The organism is Delftia sp. 60 (genome assembly GCF_002754395.1).
Taxonomy (GTDB): Bacteria; Pseudomonadota; Gammaproteobacteria; order Burkholderiales; family Burkholderiaceae_C; genus Comamonas; species Comamonas acidovorans.
The window spans coordinates 5,808,522-5,828,248 of the sequence record NZ_PEFD01000001.1; the positions used below are offsets into that span (position 1 = coordinate 5,808,522).

The 19,727-nt window shown below is 65.6% G+C and carries 9 protein-coding genes; 2 read left to right on the forward strand and 7 right to left on the reverse strand.

The features are described from left to right. Nucleotides 1-168: 168 nt before the first annotated feature. The 4 genes from CLV01_RS28995 to CLV01_RS26170 form a co-directional block, all read right to left on the reverse strand. Nucleotides 169-4,449, reverse strand: a complete 4,281-nt coding sequence (locus CLV01_RS28995) for an Ig-like domain-containing protein (RefSeq protein WP_180288457.1) — start codon at nucleotides 4,447-4,449, stop codon at nucleotides 169-171. Between the two features lie 13 nt (nucleotides 4,450-4,462). Then, complete coding sequence (locus CLV01_RS26160) at nucleotides 4,463-8,851, reverse strand: hypothetical protein (RefSeq protein ID WP_099735334.1); 4,389 nt, start codon at nucleotides 8,849-8,851, stop codon at nucleotides 4,463-4,465. A 135-nt stretch (nucleotides 8,852-8,986) separates the two neighbouring features. Further along, nucleotides 8,987-9,670 carry a hypothetical protein gene (locus CLV01_RS26165; RefSeq protein WP_099732878.1) on the reverse strand — a complete coding sequence of 228 codons (684 nt, stop codon included), beginning with the start codon at nucleotides 9,668-9,670 and terminating at the stop codon, nucleotides 8,987-8,989. Nucleotides 9,671-9,933: 263 nt separating this feature from the next. After that, nucleotides 9,934-14,406 (reverse strand): IPTL-CTERM sorting domain-containing protein, encoded by a 4,473-nt coding sequence (locus CLV01_RS26170; protein WP_180288458.1) that lies wholly within the window; start codon nucleotides 14,404-14,406, stop codon nucleotides 9,934-9,936. Nucleotides 14,407-14,764: 358 nt separating this feature from the next. Here CLV01_RS26170 and CLV01_RS26175 point away from each other — a divergent pair, with 358 nt between their 5' ends. Next, nucleotides 14,765-15,916 carry a S1C family serine protease gene (locus CLV01_RS26175; protein WP_012207313.1) on the forward strand — a complete coding sequence of 384 codons (1,152 nt, stop codon included), beginning with the start codon at nucleotides 14,765-14,767 and terminating at the stop codon, nucleotides 15,914-15,916. A 70-nt stretch (nucleotides 15,917-15,986) separates the two neighbouring features. On the opposite strand, the gene CLV01_RS26180 is transcribed toward CLV01_RS26175, so the two are convergent. Further along, nucleotides 15,987-16,889 carry a D-hexose-6-phosphate mutarotase gene (locus CLV01_RS26180; RefSeq protein ID WP_099732876.1) on the reverse strand — a complete coding sequence of 301 codons (903 nt, stop codon included), beginning with the start codon at nucleotides 16,887-16,889 and terminating at the stop codon, nucleotides 15,987-15,989. 85 nt (nucleotides 16,890-16,974) lie between these two features. Between CLV01_RS26180 and CLV01_RS26185 the strand changes: the two genes are divergently transcribed. Next, nucleotides 16,975-18,165 (forward strand): spherulation-specific family 4 protein, encoded by a 1,191-nt coding sequence (locus tag CLV01_RS26185; RefSeq protein WP_099732875.1) that lies wholly within the window; start codon nucleotides 16,975-16,977, stop codon nucleotides 18,163-18,165. Between the two features lie 85 nt (nucleotides 18,166-18,250). Here the strand turns inward: CLV01_RS26185 and hisA are convergent, their stop codons facing one another. After that, complete coding sequence (hisA, locus tag CLV01_RS26190; RefSeq protein WP_012207316.1) at nucleotides 18,251-18,991, reverse strand: 1-(5-phosphoribosyl)-5-[(5-phosphoribosylamino)methylideneamino]imidazole-4-carboxamide isomerase; 741 nt, start codon at nucleotides 18,989-18,991, stop codon at nucleotides 18,251-18,253. A 61-nt stretch (nucleotides 18,992-19,052) separates the two neighbouring features. Continuing rightward, the gene (hisH, locus tag CLV01_RS26195) at nucleotides 19,053-19,721 is read right to left on the reverse strand and encodes an imidazole glycerol phosphate synthase subunit HisH (protein WP_013800802.1); all 669 of its coding nucleotides are present in this window, start codon (nucleotides 19,719-19,721) and stop codon (nucleotides 19,053-19,055) included. Nucleotides 19,722-19,727 lie beyond the last annotated feature (6 nt).

Consider the following 19,727-nt stretch of genomic DNA (forward strand, 5'->3'; position numbering starts at 1 on the left):
GGCTTGCTGCTGCAAGGACTGCGCACAGCCAACCGTGCACAGCATGTTTTCTATTTCTCATTTCTTCCCCTCTCGTCTCGCGAATCGTTTGCCTTGTTGAATGCATCTCTTGGGCTGACGACCGGGCGATGTCCGGTCGTGGCTGATGTGTGGTGAATGCTTTTTGCATTAGCGGAAGTCGCCCCCACCTCCTGCGCCTCCGCCGCCCGAACCGCCTCCGCCAGAGCCTCCTCCACCGGGGCCCGCGCCACCGCCTGCGCAGCACTGGCCACGGCAGGTGGGCGTGCATTCGGGGGCCAGCGGCAGCGGGGTTCCTTGCGCACCGCCGCCCGCACCACCCCAGCCCGGGTAGCCTGGGCCGCAATACTCACGGCCATTGATCACCTGGCATCTGGTGTCGGGCTGCCAAGGAGGAGTTGCACCAGAGCCACCACCACAGGCCCCCCCGACCAGCCGGCCGAAGGTGGAGGAAACCGTGCGCGTTTCTTCCTCTCCATTGGCACAGACCCAGCCACATTCCGCCGTGGCCCACTGCGCATAGGACGAGCAGCTGCGCGCATTGCGCGCATTCACCACGATGCTCTGCACGGCACCCATCTCCGCCGAGCGCGCCTGCCTGAAGCCCATGCTGCGCGGGTGCAGCTTGACGGCCGTGATGCGGTAGGGAATGACCACGCGCTGCTTGGCGGCCAGGGTCTTGGGGATGTCCGCCAGGAATTCATAGCGGTAGTACTCGTCGGACTGCGGCGGTGTGAAGACGACCTTGTCGGCCTGGATCAGGCCGTAGTTGGTCAGCGTCAGCTCGCCCGTGAATTCCTCGCCCACCTGCAGCTCGGGCAGGCTGATGGACAGGGGCTCCAGCAGCACTACGGGGGCCGGTACCTGGGTCTGGAAGGTGGCTTCCAGGGTGATCTGGTACTCGTCCTTGATGGTGGTTTCCGTCACGCTGAAGTCGATGCTGATGGTCTGGTACTGCAGGTGCACGCGCTCCGAGGTGGTGACGCCCGGGCGCACGAAGATGCGGCCCGACCTGTCGGCATGGCGCGGGCCGCTGGCGCGGTAGGTGTAGGTGCCGGGCGGCAGGTCGGTGAGCACGGCCTTGCCCTGCGCGTCCGTAGTGAGGGTGCGCAGATAGGTGAGCACGGCATCGTTTTGCAGGCGTATGCGCACGTTGGCCACGCCCGGTATGGGCTTGCCGCCCGCGTCCAGCGTTTCCGTGAACAGGTCGGTGGCATGGAAGCTCAGCCCGCCCTGCCCGCTTTGCGTGACGGCCACCGAGACGGGTATGGTGCCCGTGCCCTGGTTGCTGGCCGTGATCTGCAGTCGGTAGTTGTAGATGCCGTCGGCCACGTCCTTGCCCGGGCTGGCCGTGACCTGGATGGGCACCTGGGCGCCCACGTCCACGGCGCCGATGTGGCTGGCGCTGGACAGGAAGATCCAGGAAGGCGCGGCCTTGCCATCCTTGTCCACCAGTTGGACCTTCACGTCCTGGGCGGCCACCAGGCCACGGTTGCCGATGGTGATGCTTTCGGTGACCGTCTTTTCCTGCTGTACCCCGGTTTCTATGTAGGTGGGATTGGCAAACAGCTCGGGCAGGGCCTGCACCAGCCGGTAGTGGATGGTGAAGCTGCCCCGGGGCGTGTCCCCTGTCTCGCTGGCGTAGGCCGTGAGCACGACGGTGCCCGTCTCCCCGGCCGATGCACTGCCCGTGAAGCGGATAACCATTGGCACCGAGGCGCCTGCTGCCACATTGACCGGCGCACCCGGCTCCACGCTGATGCCCGGCAGCAGGCTGCCGCTGGGCTGCTGTGCCGGAACCACGGCCCAGCGCACGCCGGTGGCGCCCGTGCCCGCGCTGGCACGCGCGTTGACCGTGATGCTGGCGGCAAAGCCGCGCGGCGCGGTGAGCTGGTAGCTGGCCAGGTCGAAGCTCAGGCGGTTGATGGTGAAGCGCCCCTGCTCTGTGGTGACGGTTTCTTCCGGGTGGATGACGGAGACGATGTAGGTGCCGTTGTCATTGGCCGTGGGCACGAATTCGTAGCGGTACTGGCCGCTGTCGTCGGTGGCGATGCCTATGCGCCGCTTGAAGCCCGAGATGTCCAGCACCATGCGCAATGCTGCGTTGGGCATGGGCTGCCCGCTGGCGCGTGACACGGCGGCACCGGCTATGACGACGCGTTGCGCGCCGTACGAGACCGCCGGGCTGACGGAACTGACCGTGCCCGTGTAGGGCGTCTTGGGCTGCTCGGGCTCGGGCGGCTTGTTGTTCACGGTGACGGCGCGCGTGGCGTCACCGGTCTTGCCTGCCTTGCTGGTGGCCACGGCCCTGAGCGTGAGGGCACCGTTGGCCACGCCCGACGTGTCCCACTGCACGCTGAACGGAGCCTGCGTGGCCGAGCCGATCAGGCTGCCATTGGCGAAGAAATCGACCTTGGCAATACCGTCCGGTGCCGAGGCGGCGACACCGACGGCCGTGCTGCCGACCACGGTGGCATCCTGGCCGGGCATGGTGAAGTTCACCGTCGGAGCCGCGATGGCATAGGTCACGGCAACCGCCGCGCTCCTGGGGCTGGTGCCACGCGCATTGCCGGCCGTCGCTTCGATGCGGTGCGTGCCTTCGGCCGGCAGGTTCAGGCTGCCGGAGAAGCTGCCATTGGCTGGCACGGCCATCGGGCTGCCCACGGCCTGGCCGCCCAGATACAGCTGCACCTGCGAGCCCGCCATGGCCGTGCCGGAGACGGCCAGTTGCGGCGTGGACACCTGTGCGTTGTTGACGGGCTGCGCAATGACCGGGGCAGGTGGTGCGCTGAGACTGAGCGTGAACGGTATGTCCAGCACGGCCGCAATGCCGTCCGAGTCAGTGGCGGTGATGCTGAACCGATGCGCGCCATTGGGCAGTTGTGCAAAGTCGATGAACTGGCTGTGGTTGAAAGGGCTGGTGTTGCCACCGCTGCGCTCGAAGATCTGCAGGCCGTTGATGGTGGCCTTGACGTTGGCAATGCCGATGGGGCTTTGCGCGGACACGGCCAATTCGCCTGCGGCGGAAATGGTCGCATCGGGCACAAGCGCCGCGCCTGCCAAAGTGGCGGTGATGACCGGACCTTGACCACCCTTTTTCTGCACCTGCACGGGGCGCGTTGCCGTGTTGCTCAGGCCTATGCCATTGGTGGCCCTGGCCTGCAGGGTGTAGTTGCCGTTGCGCACGGCAGCCAGCGCCCAGGTGGTCTGGAAAGGTGCTTCGGTCAGCAGGGCCAGACGCTGGCCATCCACCAGGATTTCCACCTGCTGCACGCCTTCAGGATCGGTCACGTTGATGGCGATCGTCGTGTCCTGCTCCAGCACGGCACCAGCGGCTGGCTGGTCGAACTGCACCAAAGGGCCTTCAGGTGCGTAGGCAATGGGTTGTGCCAGCGAGAACTGGTTGACGCCGCCCTGTGCCGTACGGAACTGCACATGGATCATCTTGTCCCCCGCCCCCAGGGACAGCGTGTAGCTTGCCAGCATGGGGTGGCCCGTCATGCTCTGCCATGCAGCACTTTCGAACTGATCGCTTTCCTGCAGACGGAATTGCGAGGCCTGCGGGCAGTCAAGGCGCAGCTCCACGGCACGCACGCGCGTGGCATAGCCTTGCGTGGGAACGATGGTGCAGGCCAGTACGGGCTCGGCCGTCAGGTAGGCGCCATAGTCCACTCCCGTGCTGACGGCATTGCCCTGGCCTGCAGGGTTGGCCACCGCATCGCGCGGGCCGCTGGCATGGCCCCACCAGTTACCCTTGGCCTGAACGATGCTGGACGGACTGGTGTTGCGTATGCCGAACTGGGTGTTGCCCGAAATATCGGATTCACCGATGGACGGGGTGGCCCCCTGCTCGGCCAGCAGACCCACGCCGTTGCCTGTGATACGCGAGCGTGTGATGCGGGGGATGCCGCTGCCGACGATGCGGATGCCAACGGCGTTGCCAGCAAGTTGCAGCCGGTCGAAGCGGTAGCTGGCGCCCGCCAGCACCAAACCCGCACCTCCTGCCATATGGGTTGGCAAGCCATCGGTACCACCGGCATGGTGGATGGACAGGCCATCCAGCTTCAGGTTGGCGGGAAGGGCTTCAGGTGCCACCAGCACACCCAGCCAGTCGCCGGCCTGCGGCGCCCGGGTTTGCGGCCCCTGCGGCTGCACCGGGCCCAGTTGCGAGTCGTCGTGACTGCTGGTCAGCACAACGGCAGATCCCGTGTGCAGGCCGCCGCGCACGCTGATGCCGGCGCCCTGGCCGAATTTGACGATCACGCCATCGGCAATGGTCAGTTGGGCCGTATCGGCTGCGATGGCCGTGCTCATGCCCAGGACGACGGCCAATGCCGCCACGGACAGCCGCTGCAGCACTGTCAGCGGGTTGAGCCAGCCGGGCTCCGACAGGACGGAGCGGGCATGTTGGAAAAATCGGGAGCGTTGCATGGTCATCTCCTTCTTATGGATTCACCGTGATCGACGCACTGATGGCAGGCGTGAACCCGGGCGAACTGGCCGTGATCTGGGTGGTACCGGGGGCGACGGCCGTGAAGGTGGCGTAGGTAGAACTACCAGTGTTGGCGTTCCAGGTCACGGTGTCTGTGACGTTGCCTATGGAAGGAACGGAACTGGTGAAGGTGATGGTCAGGGGATTTGACGGATATTGGCTTGTTGACCAATAGGCCCCGGGTACTTCGGCAGACACATAGATGGAATTCGCTTTCTGCCCGGCTTTCAACGAAGCCGGAACTGATTGCAGACGCAACGTCGGTGCCACTGTTTCCACGTTGATATAGATGGAATCCATCCCCGCAGCGGAAGCTTCGATCTGCGTGGAGCCCAACTCCAGGCCGCCCACGTTGATGTAGGCCCGGCTCTGCCCCGCAGGAATCGTCACCGTCGCTGGCGTCTCACAGATCTCCGCCGCCACACAGCGCAGGTTCACCGTCACCGCATCAGCTCCGTTGCTGACCACACCGTTGACCAGCCGCTCCACATACAACTCGTCCGAGACGCTGTACAGCCCCTTGCCCACGATCAACTTGCTTCCTCCATACCTCGTGAGCCTCAGCGCCTGGCTGGCAGCCACCACGGTCTGCACATTCGACTTGCTCTCAACAAGGCCTTGCACCTGCGCTTGCACCCTGTAGGTTCCCGCTGAAACAGGGCGTTCCACGTAGACCCAGCCCGTGCCCCTCTGCCCTCGATCGATCACCATCTGCGAGATCAGGCTACCCCCATTGGCAGCAGAGTAGATGCCTGTGACCACACCAGCCGGGTCCTGGTCCCCCAGGCCCACCTGTACCGTCATCGGCTTGATCGCATATTGACTTTCTGACCAGTACGCGCCGGGTACGCTCAGCACCACATAGAAGTTGTCCCTCAGACTGACCGTAGACCGCTGTCCATCCAGGCCTTCAAACCGCATCTGCGGCAAGATGACTTCCACCGGCATGGGTGCAGCAGCCGTCGCCCCTTCCGCAGAGGCCTCGATCTGCGTGGAACCCAACTCCAGGCCGCCCACGTTGATGTAGGCCCGGCTCTGTCCCGCAGGAATCGTCACCGTCGCTGGCGTCTCGCAGATCTCCGCCGCCACACAGCGCAGGTTCACCGTCACCGCATCAGCTCCGTTGCTGACCACACCGTTGACCAGCCGCTCCACATACAACTCGTCCGAGACGCTGTACAGCCCCTTGCCTACGATCAGCTTGCTTCCTCCATACCTCGTGAGCCTCAGCGCCTGGCTGGCAGCCACCACGGTCTGCACATTCGACTTGCTCTCAACAAGGCCTTGCACCTGCGCTTGCACTCTGTAGGTTCCCGCTGAAACAGGGCGTTCCACGTAGACCCAGCCCGTGCCCCTCTGCCCTCGATCGATCACCATCTGCGAGATCAGGCTACCCCCATTGGCAGCAGAGTAGATGCCTGTGACCACACCAGCCGGGTCCTGGTCCCCCAGGCCCACCTGTACCGTCATCGGCTTGATCGCATATTGACTTTCTGACCAGTACGCGCCGGGTACGCTCAGCACCACATAGAAGTTGTCCCTCAGACTGACCGTAGACCGCTGTCCATCCAGGCCTTCAAACCGCATCTGCGGCAAGATGACTTCCACCGGCATGGGTGCAGCAGCCGTCGCCCCTTCCGCAGAGGCCTCGATCTGCGTGGAACCCAACTCCAGGCCGCCCACGTTGATGTAGGCCCGGCTCTGTCCCGCAGGAATCGTCACCGTCGCTGGCGTCTCGCAGATCTCCGCCGCCACACAGCGCAGGTTCACCGTCACCGCATCAGCTCCGTTGCTGACCACACCGTTGACCAGCCGCTCCACATACAACTCGTCCGAGACGCTGTACAGCCCCTTGCCTACGATCAGCTTGCTTCCTCCATACCTCGTGAGCCTCAGCGCCTGGCTGGCAGCCACCACGGTCTGCACATTCGACTTGCTCTCAACAAGGCCTTGCACCTGCGCTTGCACTCTGTAGGTTCCCGCTGAAACAGGGCGTTCCACGTAGACCCAGCCCGTGCCCCTCTGCCCTCGATCGATCACCATCTGCGAGATCAGGCTACCCCCATTGGCAGCAGAGTAGATGCCTGTGACCACACCAGCCGGGTCCTGGTCCCCCAGGCCCACCTGTACCGTCATCGGCTTGATCGCATATTGACTTTCTGACCAGTACGCGCCGGGTACGCTCAGCACCACATAGAAGTTGTCCCTCAGACTGACCGTAGACCGCTGTCCATCCAGGCCTTCAAACCGCATCTGCGGCAAGATGACTTCCACCGGCATGGGTGCAGCAGCCGTCGCCCCTTCCGCAGAGGCCTCGATCTGCGTGGAACCCAACTCCAGGCCGCCCACGTTGATGTAGGCCCGGCTCTGTCCCGCAGGAATCGTCACCGTCGCCGGCGTCTCGCAGATCTCCGCCGCCACACAGCGCAGGTTCACCGTCACCGCATCAGCTCCGTTGCTGACCACACCGTTGACCAGCCGCTCCACATACAACTCGTCCGAGACGCTGTACAGCCCCTTGCCCACGATCAACTTGCTTCCTCCATACCTCGTGAGCCTCAGCGCGAACTTCGCCTTCACATCCACCTTCACCGCCTTGGCGATCAAGCCTGGAGATGCGAAATCCAGCACTGTCTGCCCCACAGCCAGCGCTTTGACCGTGATCGGCGTCGTCCCATAGATCTGTCCCTGGGGAATGAACACCTCGGCAGGGCTCACGCCGGCAACCGCCGGATCACGGCTGATCACAGACACCGTGACGCCGCCTTGTGGAGCCGCCTTGCTCAACTGCACACGCAGGACCCTGGTCAGTTCCTCATTCATCACCAGGTCGGCAGCTGGGTCAGTATTGAGGCTGATGGCATCCACGCGCAGCATGGCCTGCGCCGGCTGATAGCCGGCAGCAGTGGCTGTGATACGGGTCATGCCCAGGGTCTGGCCTGCCACCGTGAAGGCTGCCTTGCTCTGGCCAGAGGGAATCTGCACGGACGCCGGGACCTGCGCCAGTCCTGCCTGCTCCAGTGCAAGGCTCACGGCCAGCCCTGCCGAGGGAGCTGGCTCAGTGGTTTCGATGGTCACGCTGGCCTGCGCACCAGGCGCCACGATGACGCTGGCCGGCAGCACCAGTGCCTTGCCGCGCACGGAGACCGTGGCCAGCGCACTGGCATGGCCTTCGGCCTGGGCCGTCAGCCGGCTGCTGCCATCGGCAAGGCCCGTCACTTCGAAGCTGGCGCCTTGTTGACCGGCCGGAACCAGCACGGACGATGGGACAGAGAGCACGTTGGCGTCGGAGTTGCCCAACTGCACGTTCACACCACCGACGGGTGCCGGCGCGGGCAACGACACGGTCATGGGATACGGCCGGTTGACACCGACCGTGGGGCTGCCGGGGACAAGGCCCAGCGAAGGCAGGTTGACGACTTCGATCTGCGTTTCGGCAAAGCCCAGCGTGGCGTGGCTTGCGGTGATGCGGGTGGCGCCCAGGGTGCTGGCCTGTACCTCCAGGTCCGCGCTGGTCTGCCCCGGCGCCACGGTGACCCGCGACACGGCAGATGCCACCGAGGGCACGCTGCTGGTGATGTCCACTACCACGCCTTGTGCAGGTGCAGGCGCGTTGAGCGAGACCCTCAGCATGGCGACCACGCCGGGACTGAGCCGGAGCCTGGCGGGCTCGATGGACAAGGGCGCCTGACCTATCTGGATGAGGCCCCGCTGCACCAGGTAGGGAATGCCGACCATGCCCCAGATGACCTGAGAGCGAATGGTGCCCGAAGGGACTGCAATGGCATTCAGCGAGTTGCCCTTTGCCGAGTTTCCCTTGCCGGCCGGCGAGGACGCAAGATCAACGCCGATGGCCGGGCCGCTGTGGTGATTGAAGGCCGTGTTGTTGATGGAAGGGGCAGCGTTCTCGATGACCACGCCGCTGCCGTATTCGATGGTGACGTGGTCCAGCAGCGTCTGGGCGCTGCGCGTGCCGGCCGTCATGCGCCATTGGCGCCAGTCCCCGGGCGCCGGGGTTGCGGCCGCCGAGGTGATGAGGATGGGCTTGTCCGGCGTGCCCACGGCTTGCAGCGCACCTTTCTTGAGCAGGAAACTGGCGCCAGGGGCCATGCGCAGGGTCACCCCCGGCTCGATGGTCAGCGTTGCATCGGCATCCAGTACCACATCGCCTTGCACAAGGTACGGCGACTGGGCGGCACGCAGCACCGCGTTGCTGGAGATGGTGCCGCTCAACGTTGTCTGGCCCCAGGCCGGAGAGAGCAGCATCAGCGGCAAAGCAAGAAAGGCTGCCAGCCATATCCTTGCCGAGCCAGCCTTTCTGCCCAGTGCGGCCAGGGCCATGGCATGCCACTGCACGGGATTTCTCGCCCTCCCTGTGACCTCACCCATGCACACACTCACAGACTCTTCAGATCGCCCGCTGTCCTGCATCACCACTTCCCCCCAATCCTTGGCTCGTTTAATCGTTGTGCTTGCTCAAAACCGCCCGCAGGCCGCCTGAAGCCGGTGGCCTGCCGTTGTTCCGATGGCCTGCATGCTCGCCACCTGGGCCTGATAGGCCTGCCACCCGCCCAGCAGCCAGTACACGGGCACTGCGTCAGGCCGCTCACCCAAAGAGGCCCGTTGCGCGGCTAATCGGGCACGCAGCTCAGGCTCCGTCGAAGCGTCGGCTATGACCACCAAAGCCCGGGATGCGGGGCCTCCTGGCTGGTCGCCGCGTGCCTTGCCGCTGGCCATGGCGTTCAGTTGGATGGCCAGATCGTGCGTGGCGACCAGCCGGTGCGTTTGTTGTTCGTCAACGGGTGACTGCACAGCCGGCGCCGCATCCAGGGCCTTGCTGAGGGACAGCACCGTCCATTCAATGCCTTGTCCCAGGCTGGCGATCCAGTCGCTGGCGGACAGGTCCTGCAGCCTGGCCGATGCCGTGGGATGCAGGGCCACCGCCGCGCCGCCCAGCAAGGCCTTCACACGGCCAAAGCCCTGACTGCGCAATTGCCGGCATGCCGAGTCAAGGTCCGCATGGTCCAGCCCGGTGCCCAGCAGGATGACTTCCTCCTGCATCAGAAAGCGCTTGCCTTGCAGCTGCGGCAAATCCATCTGCAGGGCCTGCGCGATGGGGGTAGCGCGCCTGTGCTGCGCCGGCCGAACGTCAACGAGCATGGCCGCCTGTGCGTCAGGGGAAACAAGGCGCTGCCGCCACTCGGCCGGACTCATCCAGCAGGAAGTGGTCAACGCCAGAGACGGCACCTGACGGGGCCACGTCACAGGGGACTCGGCGGCCCTTGCGTCCCGTACGGCATGCGCGTCTGCCCGACAGGACTGCGGCTCGGCATCGGTCTGCGCCCGCAATGGTGCAGCCACCAGGACGGCTGCGCACACCGCCACTGCATGCGCCAGGCCAGCGCCACAAAAACAACGCAGCCTCATGCATCCATCCCCGCGCCTGCACGTGCGGCGCGTCGGCGCCTGTGCTGCAGGCAGGCGCCCAAGGCCATGAGGGCGGACAACAGGGCAAGGCTCGCCGCCTCCAGCCCAGGCACCGCCGTCAACTGATCCTCAGGCAACGGCCCAGACTGAATAACGGGGCCGCCCGGGTCCTTGATGACGCCATTGGCCTGCAGGTCGTCGTCGCCCAGCTGGCCATCGGTGATGGTGTAGCTGATGCGATTACCGTTGATCGACAGGTTCCTGGGCGCGTACCAGATGCTGCGGCCCCGCAAATGGGGCACAGGCCCGTACTTCAAGTAGCTGCTGATGCCGAACAGGTTGGGCCACTCGGTGGTGACGGTGACCGTGCTTCCGACATCGCAGCCGGTGAGTTCGTAGTCGAACACGCCATGCGGGAAGAGCAGCACGTTGAACAGCGGCAGCCAGCCCTCGGGCTTGCGTACGGCTGTCTTGTCCGGGTTGAAGCGGCAGTTGGCGCCGCCGCCCACCACCGAGGCTTTCAGCGTGCCGGAGCCCGTTGGCGTGGGCAGGGCCACATCCTTGCTTCCTGCGGGCGCGGCCTGGTTCTGCAGGGGCACGCGCAAGGCTTCGCCCGCACCGGCCGCCGTCACGCGCATCTCGAATGCTCCTACCAGTCCATTGGCTCGAAGAGCGGGCGACGCGGCAACGCCTGCCGCATCGGTGACGGTCTGCGCTGCGAGCGTGCCGCCGTCAAACACGGCGCTCGCTCCGCTATCCGGCAGCACAAAGACCACGGCGTGGCCGGACACGGCGGCGCCCTTCGCATCGGTGACCTTGACACGTACGGGTGCCGCATAGGCGGCTCCCACGGTGGCCGTCTGCCCGTCACCGGTCAGTTTGACAATGCGCAGCACGGGCGCCGTGCCATCCAGGTTGCCCAGCGTGAAGCGCACGCCGCCGGGCAAGGCCTCGACGCCGGCGGATACGGTGAAGCTGCCCGCAGCGCCAGTGGCTGTCATGACCGGGCTGCGTGCCAGGCCCTGTGCGTCGGTGAGCACGCGCGCCTGGCGGCTGCCGCCGGCAAAGCGTGCGGAGGCCCCGCTGGCAGGCGCGTCAAACGTGACCTCCTGCCCTGCCACCGGGTTGCCACCAGCCGTCCGCAGGCGCACCTGCAGCGGCAGCGCAAACGGCTGTTCCAGCCTGGCGGACTGCAGGTCGCCGGACACGATGGAAAGCGTCCAATCCCGCGCGGGCTCCTCCTTCCACTGGGCGGCGACCAGGCCTATCCACTGCGCCAGCGATTGCAGGGCCACATTCCGGGTACCGTGGGATGGCAGCGCCCTCAACAGGGGCTGGGCTTGCACCAGGGCCGATAGGGCCTGGGCCGGCTTTTGCTGCTCCATGGCAACCCGGGCCTGGCCCAGCAATGCCTCGACGGCCTGCCGCTGGTCTGCCGTGGCCTGCGCCAGCGCAGCCACTGCGGCCCGGGTGTTAGCGGCGGCTTGAGGTTCTGCGATGACGGTGACCGGCTGCGACCAGCTGTCCACCGGCGACTTGTCGCCGGCCTTGCGCAACTGCGTCTCGACCGTGGTGGCCAGCGAGGTGCCGGGCAGGTCCAGCCAGGCCTGCACCTGCAACTCGGCCTGGGAGGCGGGCTCCAGGGTCCACCTGACCCGATCACCGTCGACCACGGCCTGCGGCGAGGAGGAACGCAGCTTCATGCCACTGGCCAGGGTCATGGCCTGCTCCAGCGCAATGGCTTGTGTGCTGCGGTTGGCAATGCTGGTTCTGACGCGCACGGCGGATTGCGCCAGCATGGGCTCGGACACAGGCGGAACCAGGGCAGTGAAGCGCGTCTTGGTCCAGTCTTTCCACGAAGCCGCAACCGCGCCTTGCGCCAGGGCATCGAAGCCGATCACCAGAACCTGGCCCTTGCCGTGGGCCACGCCCAACGCAGCGGTCTGCCCTGTGCCATAGCGGGCCAGTTCCGAGCCTGCACCCTCGTTCTGCAACGCCCACGCCCGGCCTTGCAGCGCCAGCGCCGCATCGCCCAAGCCTGCATCGCCCAGGTGCACAGAGACGCCCGCAGGCAGTGGCTGGCCTGAACGGCTGCCGCCCCAGACGTCGGCCAGGGTGTCCGGCAACGCGCCTGGTGCGCCATCGATGACCAGCGAGGCACCTCGGTAGACGGCGGCCCGCACTTCCTCCATCTGGGAAGCGGCCAGGTCGTCCACCGATCCATGGAGCCAGAGCGCGCTGAAGTCACCGGCACGCAAGGCCTTGCGGAGCTCACCTGGCGTGACCGCCAACTGCACCGAACCATCGGCCTGCGCCAGCAGATCCTGCAGGGCTTGGCGCTTGCCGTCCGTGCAAGCGGTATCGGCGCCGCATGCGGCATAGGCCAGCACACGCAGGCCCTGGTCCAGGGTCTGCGAGGCGGCCACGGAGGCCTCCTGCTCGCGCCTGAGCAGGGTACTGGCCGCGTTGTTGCCGGTGACGGGATCGCGGGTGGCCGCGCCGATGCGTGCGGCCAGCAGGAATTCCCTGGCCGTGGAGCCTGCTGCAGGACGCACCTGCAGCACCAAAGTGGGGGCGGAGTCCTTGGCCATGTCGCCCAGGGTCCAGCGGCCCTGCGAATAGCTGCCCACCGATGCCGACTGGCTGGCGATCTCCAGCCCCTGGGGCAGGTCCACATGGACGACGGTGGCCGCTGCCATGGCCGGCCCGGCATTGCGTGCCGTGATGGTGACCGTGGAGCCACCGTCGCGCGCCATGGTGGCCGGTGCCGCCGTCACGCTGATGCCAGTGTCCGCTTCCGGTTCGGGATCTGGCCCGGTCGCCTTGGCGGAGCGCTTTGCAAACAGATAGCCCGCAGCCGCCGTACCGGTGGCCAGATCAATGCCCGATATGCGTCCCGGCGCGGACTGGCCGCCCGCCGTGCCCGCAAGCGCAGCGCCATCGACCAGCCCCTCGCTGACGGCAGCCGACAGCGCATAGCTGCCCTGCAGCAGTCCATCGAATCGGAATTGGCCCTGGGCATCGGTGTGGGCAGTGGCCAGCACCGACTCCCCGGTGCCTGCCCGCGTGCCGGTGAGCTTGATTTCGAGCACGGGGATGGCGGGCTCGCCTGCATCGCGCAGCCCGTTGGCATTGCGGTCCTCGAAGGCCGCGCCGGCAATGCTGGCCTGTGCCTCGCCAGCGACCAGGCCGATGGTGTAGCGGCCCGTGGTGTTCACGTCGAACAGGTTCAGGTAATAGCTCCAGCTCAGGTCCTCGTTGCGCTGCCTGGACAGCCAGACGTTTTCGCCAGGAACGACGTAGCCGTCGGAGCGGACCACCTGCCGGGGAAGACGGGTGCCCCTGGAGGGATCGGGCACGCGCGCATAGGCCATGCCATTGGCCACGGGATTGAACTGCAGGCTGGCGGTGGCACCGGAGGGCACGAATTGCGCGGATCGGCTTTGATCGCTGACCTCGGTATCCACGCCATCGGATTCATAGACGCGGTAGACATTTCCATCCAGGGCCAGAAAATCGCGGACCTTGTCGCGTCCTGGAAGATCGACACGCACATCCTGGACCAATTGATGGGTATTGACGGTCTTGATCAGGGACGTCAGGGCACCGCCCAGCGAATCCGCATGGGTGAATCCGGCCGTGAATTCGACAAATTTGCCGGCCAGGCTGGACACCATGTTCCAGCGCCCATGCAGGGACGATCCCGGCGTGATGTCGCCAAAGTCGAGCAGCAGGCTTTTGCCTGCTGGCGCATCGTTGACATAGCCGCTCAGAATCTGGAAATTGACAAGCAGCCCTTGCCGGTTTTCGACAATGCGGGGCTGCGCGGTATCGATCTTTGTCTTGTACGAAGTGCCGCCACCACTGTTCTTGATGCGCACGCCCAGCGTGAAGGGGTCGGAAGGCTCGACCTCGGGGGTGAAGGCATCGTCACCCGGAACATCACGGGGCAGGAAGTAGTCAAGCACCAGTTCAGGCTGGGGCCGCACGACGATGGACTCTGGTGCCACCTCCACGGTGTCGGTCTTGCCATCCAGAGTGTAGGTGACCTTGGCGCCTATGTAGTAGACCGCACCCTGGGGATCGCGGCCGCCCGTGCCGGCTGCGGGAATGATCAGCCATCGGACATTGGCGACGGCCTTGGGAGCAATCGTGCCGCCCTGCAGGGAAGTGATGCCCTCGACCCCATCCGTGCGGTAGAAAAAGTGGGCTTCGGAGGCTGCGGGATCCGTGGTGGCGATCACCGTCTGGTTGTTCGCATCCAGGAACTGCAGCGTGATGCTGACGTTCTCCAGCTTTTGGTCCGCCAGGCCATTGGTGATCACCATCCTGGCGTCAAATGCCTGGCGCTCCAGCGAGAGTTTTTGCTCTATGACAATCTTGACTTCGGCACATACCGCATCGGCGGCCTGTGCAAAGGCAATGCCGATGGTTCCTGCAATGGCAAACACCGCGCCAACCAATAGCATCAGCCATCTGGGCGCAATCCTCCCCGAGTCTTTCCACTCCATAGCCCCTCCGTCCCCGCTCTATTCATTGGGTCGCGATTGTATTGAGATTCCTCATCCGTATCAAATCGTGACTTGAAAAAATAATTAGCAAGCCAATTTAAATAAGACTTGTCCCATTTCAAATGGCGCAACAAAAAAATTGACACGCCCTTCAGCGCTTCAGAAAAAAGCAAAATCGGCACATCCCGATATAGCAATGTCGGTTGTCCGGTGATTCATCGATCACCCAGCGCCCCAGCGAACGCGCCCACCACCGCCCTGTGTACGACATGCCTCACAATGAGGCCTTGTACTCCCGCACAGAACACCACACTTCATGAAACGCACCTGGCTGCTGTTTTCGCAGGCGGTCACCATCCTGGTGGCTGCCTACTTTGTCGTCGCCACCCTGCAGCCGGACTGGCTGCGCCGTGGAGCCGTGCGCAGCAATGCCGGCATCGCGTTGCTGGAGGCGCCGGCCACGCCCGTCGGAGAAGTCAGCCCCGGCAGCTTTGCACCTGCGGCCAAGAAGGCAGCGCCGGCCGTGGTGAGCATCAACACCAGCAAGGCGGTGCGCCATCCGCGCAGCAACGATCCGTGGTTCCAGTTTTTCTTCGGCGACCAGGGCACGCAGGAGCAGGCAGGCCTGGGCAGCGGCGTGATCATCAGCACCGACGGCTACATCCTGACCAACAACCACGTGGTCGAGGGTGCGGACGACATCGAGGTCACGCTGACCGACAGCCGCCAGGCCAAGGCCCAGGTGATCGGCACCGATCCCGAGACCGACCTGGCCGTGCTCAAGATCGCCCTGGACAAGCTGCCCGTCATCGTTCTGGGCAATTCCGACCAGATTGACGTGGGCGACCGCGTGCTGGCCATCGGCAATCCCTTCGGCGTGGGCCAGACGGTGACCAGCGGCATCGTCAGCGCACTGGGCCGCAGTCAGCTGGGCATCAATACCTTCGAGAACTTCATCCAGACCGACGCCGCCATCAACCCTGGCAATTCGGGCGGCGCACTGGTGGATGCCAGCGGCAATCTGCTGGGCATCAATACCGCCATTTATTCGCGCTCGGGTGGCAGCATGGGCATCGGCTTTGCGATTCCCGTATCCACGGCCAAGCTGGTGCTGGACGGCATCGTCAAGGACGGCCGCGTGGTGCGCGGCTGGATCGGCGTGGAACCCAATGAACTGTCGCCAGAGTTGGCAGAGACCTTTGGCGTGAAGGCCGACTCCGGCGTGATCATCACCGGCGTGCTGCAGGCAGGCCCCGCTGCCCAGGCCGGCATGCGCCCGGGCGATGTGATCGTGCAGGTGGGCGACAAGCCCATCCGCAATGTGTCCGAGCTGCTGACCGCGGTGGCCGCGCTCAAACCCGGCGAGGCCGCGAAATTCGATGTGCGCCGGGGCGAAGGCCCAGTGGAACTGCAGATCACCCCGGGCCTGCGCCCAGCGCAGTCGGCACAACGCATGCAGCGCCGCTGACCCGGCTCACGAACCCATGAAAAAAGCGCCTGTTCACAGGCGCTTTTTTCGTTCAAGAGCGGGTGCCGGACTACCGCTTGTTCAAGCGCTGCGCCGCGCGCCAATGCGCGCCGGGCGCCACATGCACGGGCGCATCGATGGCGGCGGCCTCCACGCACAGCATCTGCCGCCACCCTTGTGGCGGCATGTCGGCCAGGCGGGCACACAGTGCAGGACCGGGGTTCCAGACCACGGTCTCGCTCCAGGCAGCATCCTGCGAGATGCGCAAGCCTCCGGCAGGAGCGTCCAGCTCCATGGTCTTCCCGGGCCGGGGGTAGACGCGATCGAGCTCTTCGCCAAAGCGCACGTCGCCTTGCTGCGTGGGGTGGGTGTCGGCCACGGCATCCCAGTAGGGCATGCCGTCAAGGCCTTGCAGCCGGCATTGCTCCACGTCCGCCACGCGCAGGTAGCTGTGCAAGGCGGCAGTGAAGGCCAAAGGCGTGTCTCCCCGGTTATGCACCACCAGCTCCACGTCAAGCCGGCCGGGCAACAGCGTGACCTCCAGCCAGGTCTCGAAGAAGTGCGGCCAGACGGCGCGCGTCTGCGGCGTATCGGCAAGCTTGAGCCGCAGGAACAAGCCATCGTCGGCAAGAACCTCGGCCTGTGCTGCATCAGCCTGCCACGGCAGGGTGCGCGCAAAGCCGTGCTTGACCAGCGGGCCGCGTTGGTTGAATTGGGGAAAGCAGACCGGAATGCCGCCGCGTATGGGTGTGTGGCCGTCATGGGCGGCATGAGGGCTCAGGAACAATTGCTCCTCGCCACCGGCCTGCCAGGACAGCAGTTGCGCGCCCTGCAAGGCCACCAGGGCGGTATCGCCGCAGGCCAGGCTCAGGCGGATGGCGGGCAGGCCCTGCCATGCATCAGCGCAGGCGCCGGGAGCTTGCGCGGCCGCAGGTAAAGCTGTTACTGCGGGAAAGGAAGATGTAACTTTCATGCTTGAATATAGCCTTTCCCCCGCTCAGCCCTCCTCTGTCATGCAACGTTCCCACGCTCCCTCTCCTCTTGTCCTGCGACTCGGCATGCTCGCCTTGGCCGCCTCGGTGGCCTCCTGCGGCGGAGGCGGCGGTGGTGACAGCAACGCTGGCGGTGGCAATGGCGGTAATGGGGGTGACGGCGGCACCGGCCAGCCCGGAGTGACCTCGGTCACCGTGCAATGGACGGCCCCGGCCGCCAGGGATGTGGTGACTGCAGGCTCGGCACTGACCCTGCGCGCAGGTGTTCTGGCCGATGGCGTGAATGCCGCCGATGGAACCGTGGTGAGCTTCAGCGCAGCCACAGGCGTCAGCACCTCGGCGCTGACCAGCTCCGGCGTGGCAACGGCTTCGCTGACCGGCACCACGCCGGGCCGCCAGCAGGTGCAGGCCAGCGCCACCGTGGCAGGCCGCACGGGCAGCGCTTCCCAGACGTTCTATCTGCGTCCTGCACCTGCACCGCTGCGGGTGCTGGTGCCCACGTATTTCTATCCCACCGGCTCGGGAGCCACGGCCTGGAATGCGCTGACGGCCAGCGCACAGGCGAATCCGACCGTGCAGATGACGGCCATCCTGAATCCGGCCAATGGCATTTTCAGCGGCCCGGACGCGAACATCACGCGCGCCGCCACCGCTTTTGCCAACGCGGGCGGGCAGTTGGTGGGCTATGTGAGCTCCAGCTATGGCACGGGCACGCGATCGCTGGCCAGCATCCAGGCCAATATCGACAACTATTTCACGCACTACGGCGCGGGCCTGGTCAAGGGCTTCTTCATTGACGAGATGGCGGCCACCACCAACCGGCTGGACTTCTACCGCACCATCTACCAGTACATCAAGGCCAAGAATCCCAACCTGATCGTGATCGGCAACCCGGGCCTCGTGCCCGTGGCCGGTTATGCCGATGTGGCCGATGTGCTGACCACGTTCGAGGGCAAGGGCTCCACCTACGCCACCTACGATCCGCGCACGACGAGTTTTGACTGGCTGTACGGGCTGCCCAACAGCCACCAGGCCTCGCTGGTGCACAACGTGTCGGGCTGCGCGGCCATGCAGACGGCCGTGCAGTCGGCCGCCTCGGCCCGCTACCAGGCGGGATGGATCTATGTGACCCAGCTGGAGTTCGAGCCCAGCACCGGCGTGGGCAACCCCTGGGCCGGGCTGCCGAATTACTGGGATGCCTTTGTGCAGACCGTGCGCGCCGCCAATGCCGGGCAGGCCATGCCCGCCTGCTCCTAAAGAAAGCCTGAATCCCTGGCGCTGAATGCAGCGCGGGCGCCTGTGAAGCACAGGCGCCCGCGGATACAGGGAAGGCGCAGGCCGTTCAGGCCCTGAGCTCGTCGGCGCGGGCCTGCGCCGCGGCGAAGTCAAGGTCGCCCGAGTAGATGGCGCGGCCGCAGATCACGCCTTCGATGCCTTCGTCCTCGACCTTGCACAGCGCTTCGATGTCGGCCATGCCCGCCAGGCCGCCCGAGGCGATGACGGGAATCTTCAGCGATTGCGCGAGATTGACGGTGGCGTCGATGTTGATGCCCGTGAGCATGCCGTCGCGGCCGATGTCGGTGTAGATGATGGACTCCACGCCCCAGTCCTCGAAGCGCTTGGCCACCGAGTGCACGTCCTGGCCCGTGAGCTTGCTCCAGCCGTCGATGGCCACCTTGCCGTCCTTGGCATCGAGCCCGACGATCACATGGCCGCCGAAGGCGCTGCAGGCGTCCTGCAGAAAGCCCGGGTTCTTCACGGCAGCGGTGCCGATGATCACGTAGCTGATGCCGGCGTCTATGTATTTCTCGATGGTGTCCAGGTCACGGATGCCGCCGCCGAGCTGCACCGGAATCCGGCCGTCCACCTCTTTGAGGATGGCCTTGATGGCCACCAGGTTCTTGGGCTGGCCCGCAAACGCGCCATTGAGGTCCACCAGGTGCAGGCGGCGTGCGCCGGCGTCGAGCCAGCGGCGGGCGATGATGGCCGGGTCTTCGCCGAACGTGGTCGACTGGTCCATATCACCCTGGATGAGGCGTACGCAGTGGCCGTCCTTGAGGTCGATGGCAGGAATGAGCAGCATGATGGTTTGCGAGCAATGAAGGCCTGGGATGCAGCGGCCGGTGCGGGGAGGGAAAGAGGGTTCAGGGCTTCCAGCCCAGAAAGTTGCGGAACAGGGCCAGGCCCTGGTCCGCGCTCTTTTCGGGGTGAAACTGGGTGGCGAAAATATTATCGCGTGCGATGGCGCAGGCAAAGCGCCCGCCGTAGTCGGCCTCTGCAGCGCAATGCTGGGGCTGCTGCACCACGGCGTAGAAACTGTGCACGAAGTAGTAGAAGCTGTCTTCGGGAATTCCACGCCACAGCGGGTGGGACTGCCCGGCATTGTGCTTGCGGTGCACGCGGTTCCAGCCCATTTGCGGCACCTTGAAGCGGCTGCCGTCGGCCTGGACGCGGCCCGCCAGATCGAACTTGCGCACATTGCCGGGGATCAGGCCCAGGCCAGGCACATCGCCCTCGTCGCTGTGGTCCAGCAGCATCTGCATGCCCACGCAGACGCCGAACAGGGGCTTGTTGGCAGCGGCGTGCAGCACGGCGTCCTGCAGGCCGGATTCGCGCAGTTCGCGCATGCAGTCGGGCATGGCGCCCTGGCCCGGCAGCACGACCCGGTTGGCGGCCAGCACCACCTCGGGATCGGCGGTGACCACGACCTGCCAGCCGGAGTCGGCGGCGGCCGTGCGCACGGCCTGGGAAACCGAGCGCAGATTGCCCATGCCGTAATCGACGACGGCGACGGTGTTGTCAGTCAAACTCATAGCGTG

Coding starts and splice junctions, on each gene's coding strand:
- CLV01_RS28995 (WP_180288457.1), bottom strand. CDS start 4,449: ATGCAACGCTCCCGATTTTTCCAACATGCCCGCTCCGTCCTGTCGGAG.
- CLV01_RS26160 (WP_099735334.1), bottom strand. CDS start 8,851: ATGGCCCTGGCCGCACTGGGCAGAAAGGCTGGCTCGGCAAGGATATGG.
- CLV01_RS26165 (WP_099732878.1), bottom strand. CDS start 9,670: ATGCTCGTTGACGTTCGGCCGGCGCAGCACAGGCGCGCTACCCCCATC.
- CLV01_RS26170 (WP_180288458.1), bottom strand. CDS start 14,406: ATGCTATTGGTTGGCGCGGTGTTTGCCATTGCAGGAACCATCGGCATT.
- CLV01_RS26175 (WP_012207313.1), top strand. CDS start 14,765: ATGAAACGCACCTGGCTGCTGTTTTCGCAGGCGGTCACCATCCTGGTG.
- CLV01_RS26180 (WP_099732876.1), bottom strand. CDS start 16,889: ATGAAAGTTACATCTTCCTTTCCCGCAGTAACAGCTTTACCTGCGGCC.
- CLV01_RS26185 (WP_099732875.1), top strand. CDS start 16,975: ATGCTCGCCTTGGCCGCCTCGGTGGCCTCCTGCGGCGGAGGCGGCGGT.
- hisA (WP_012207316.1), bottom strand. CDS start 18,991: ATGCTGCTCATTCCTGCCATCGACCTCAAGGACGGCCACTGCGTACGC.
- hisH (WP_013800802.1), bottom strand. CDS start 19,721: ATGAGTTTGACTGACAACACCGTCGCCGTCGTCGATTACGGCATGGGC.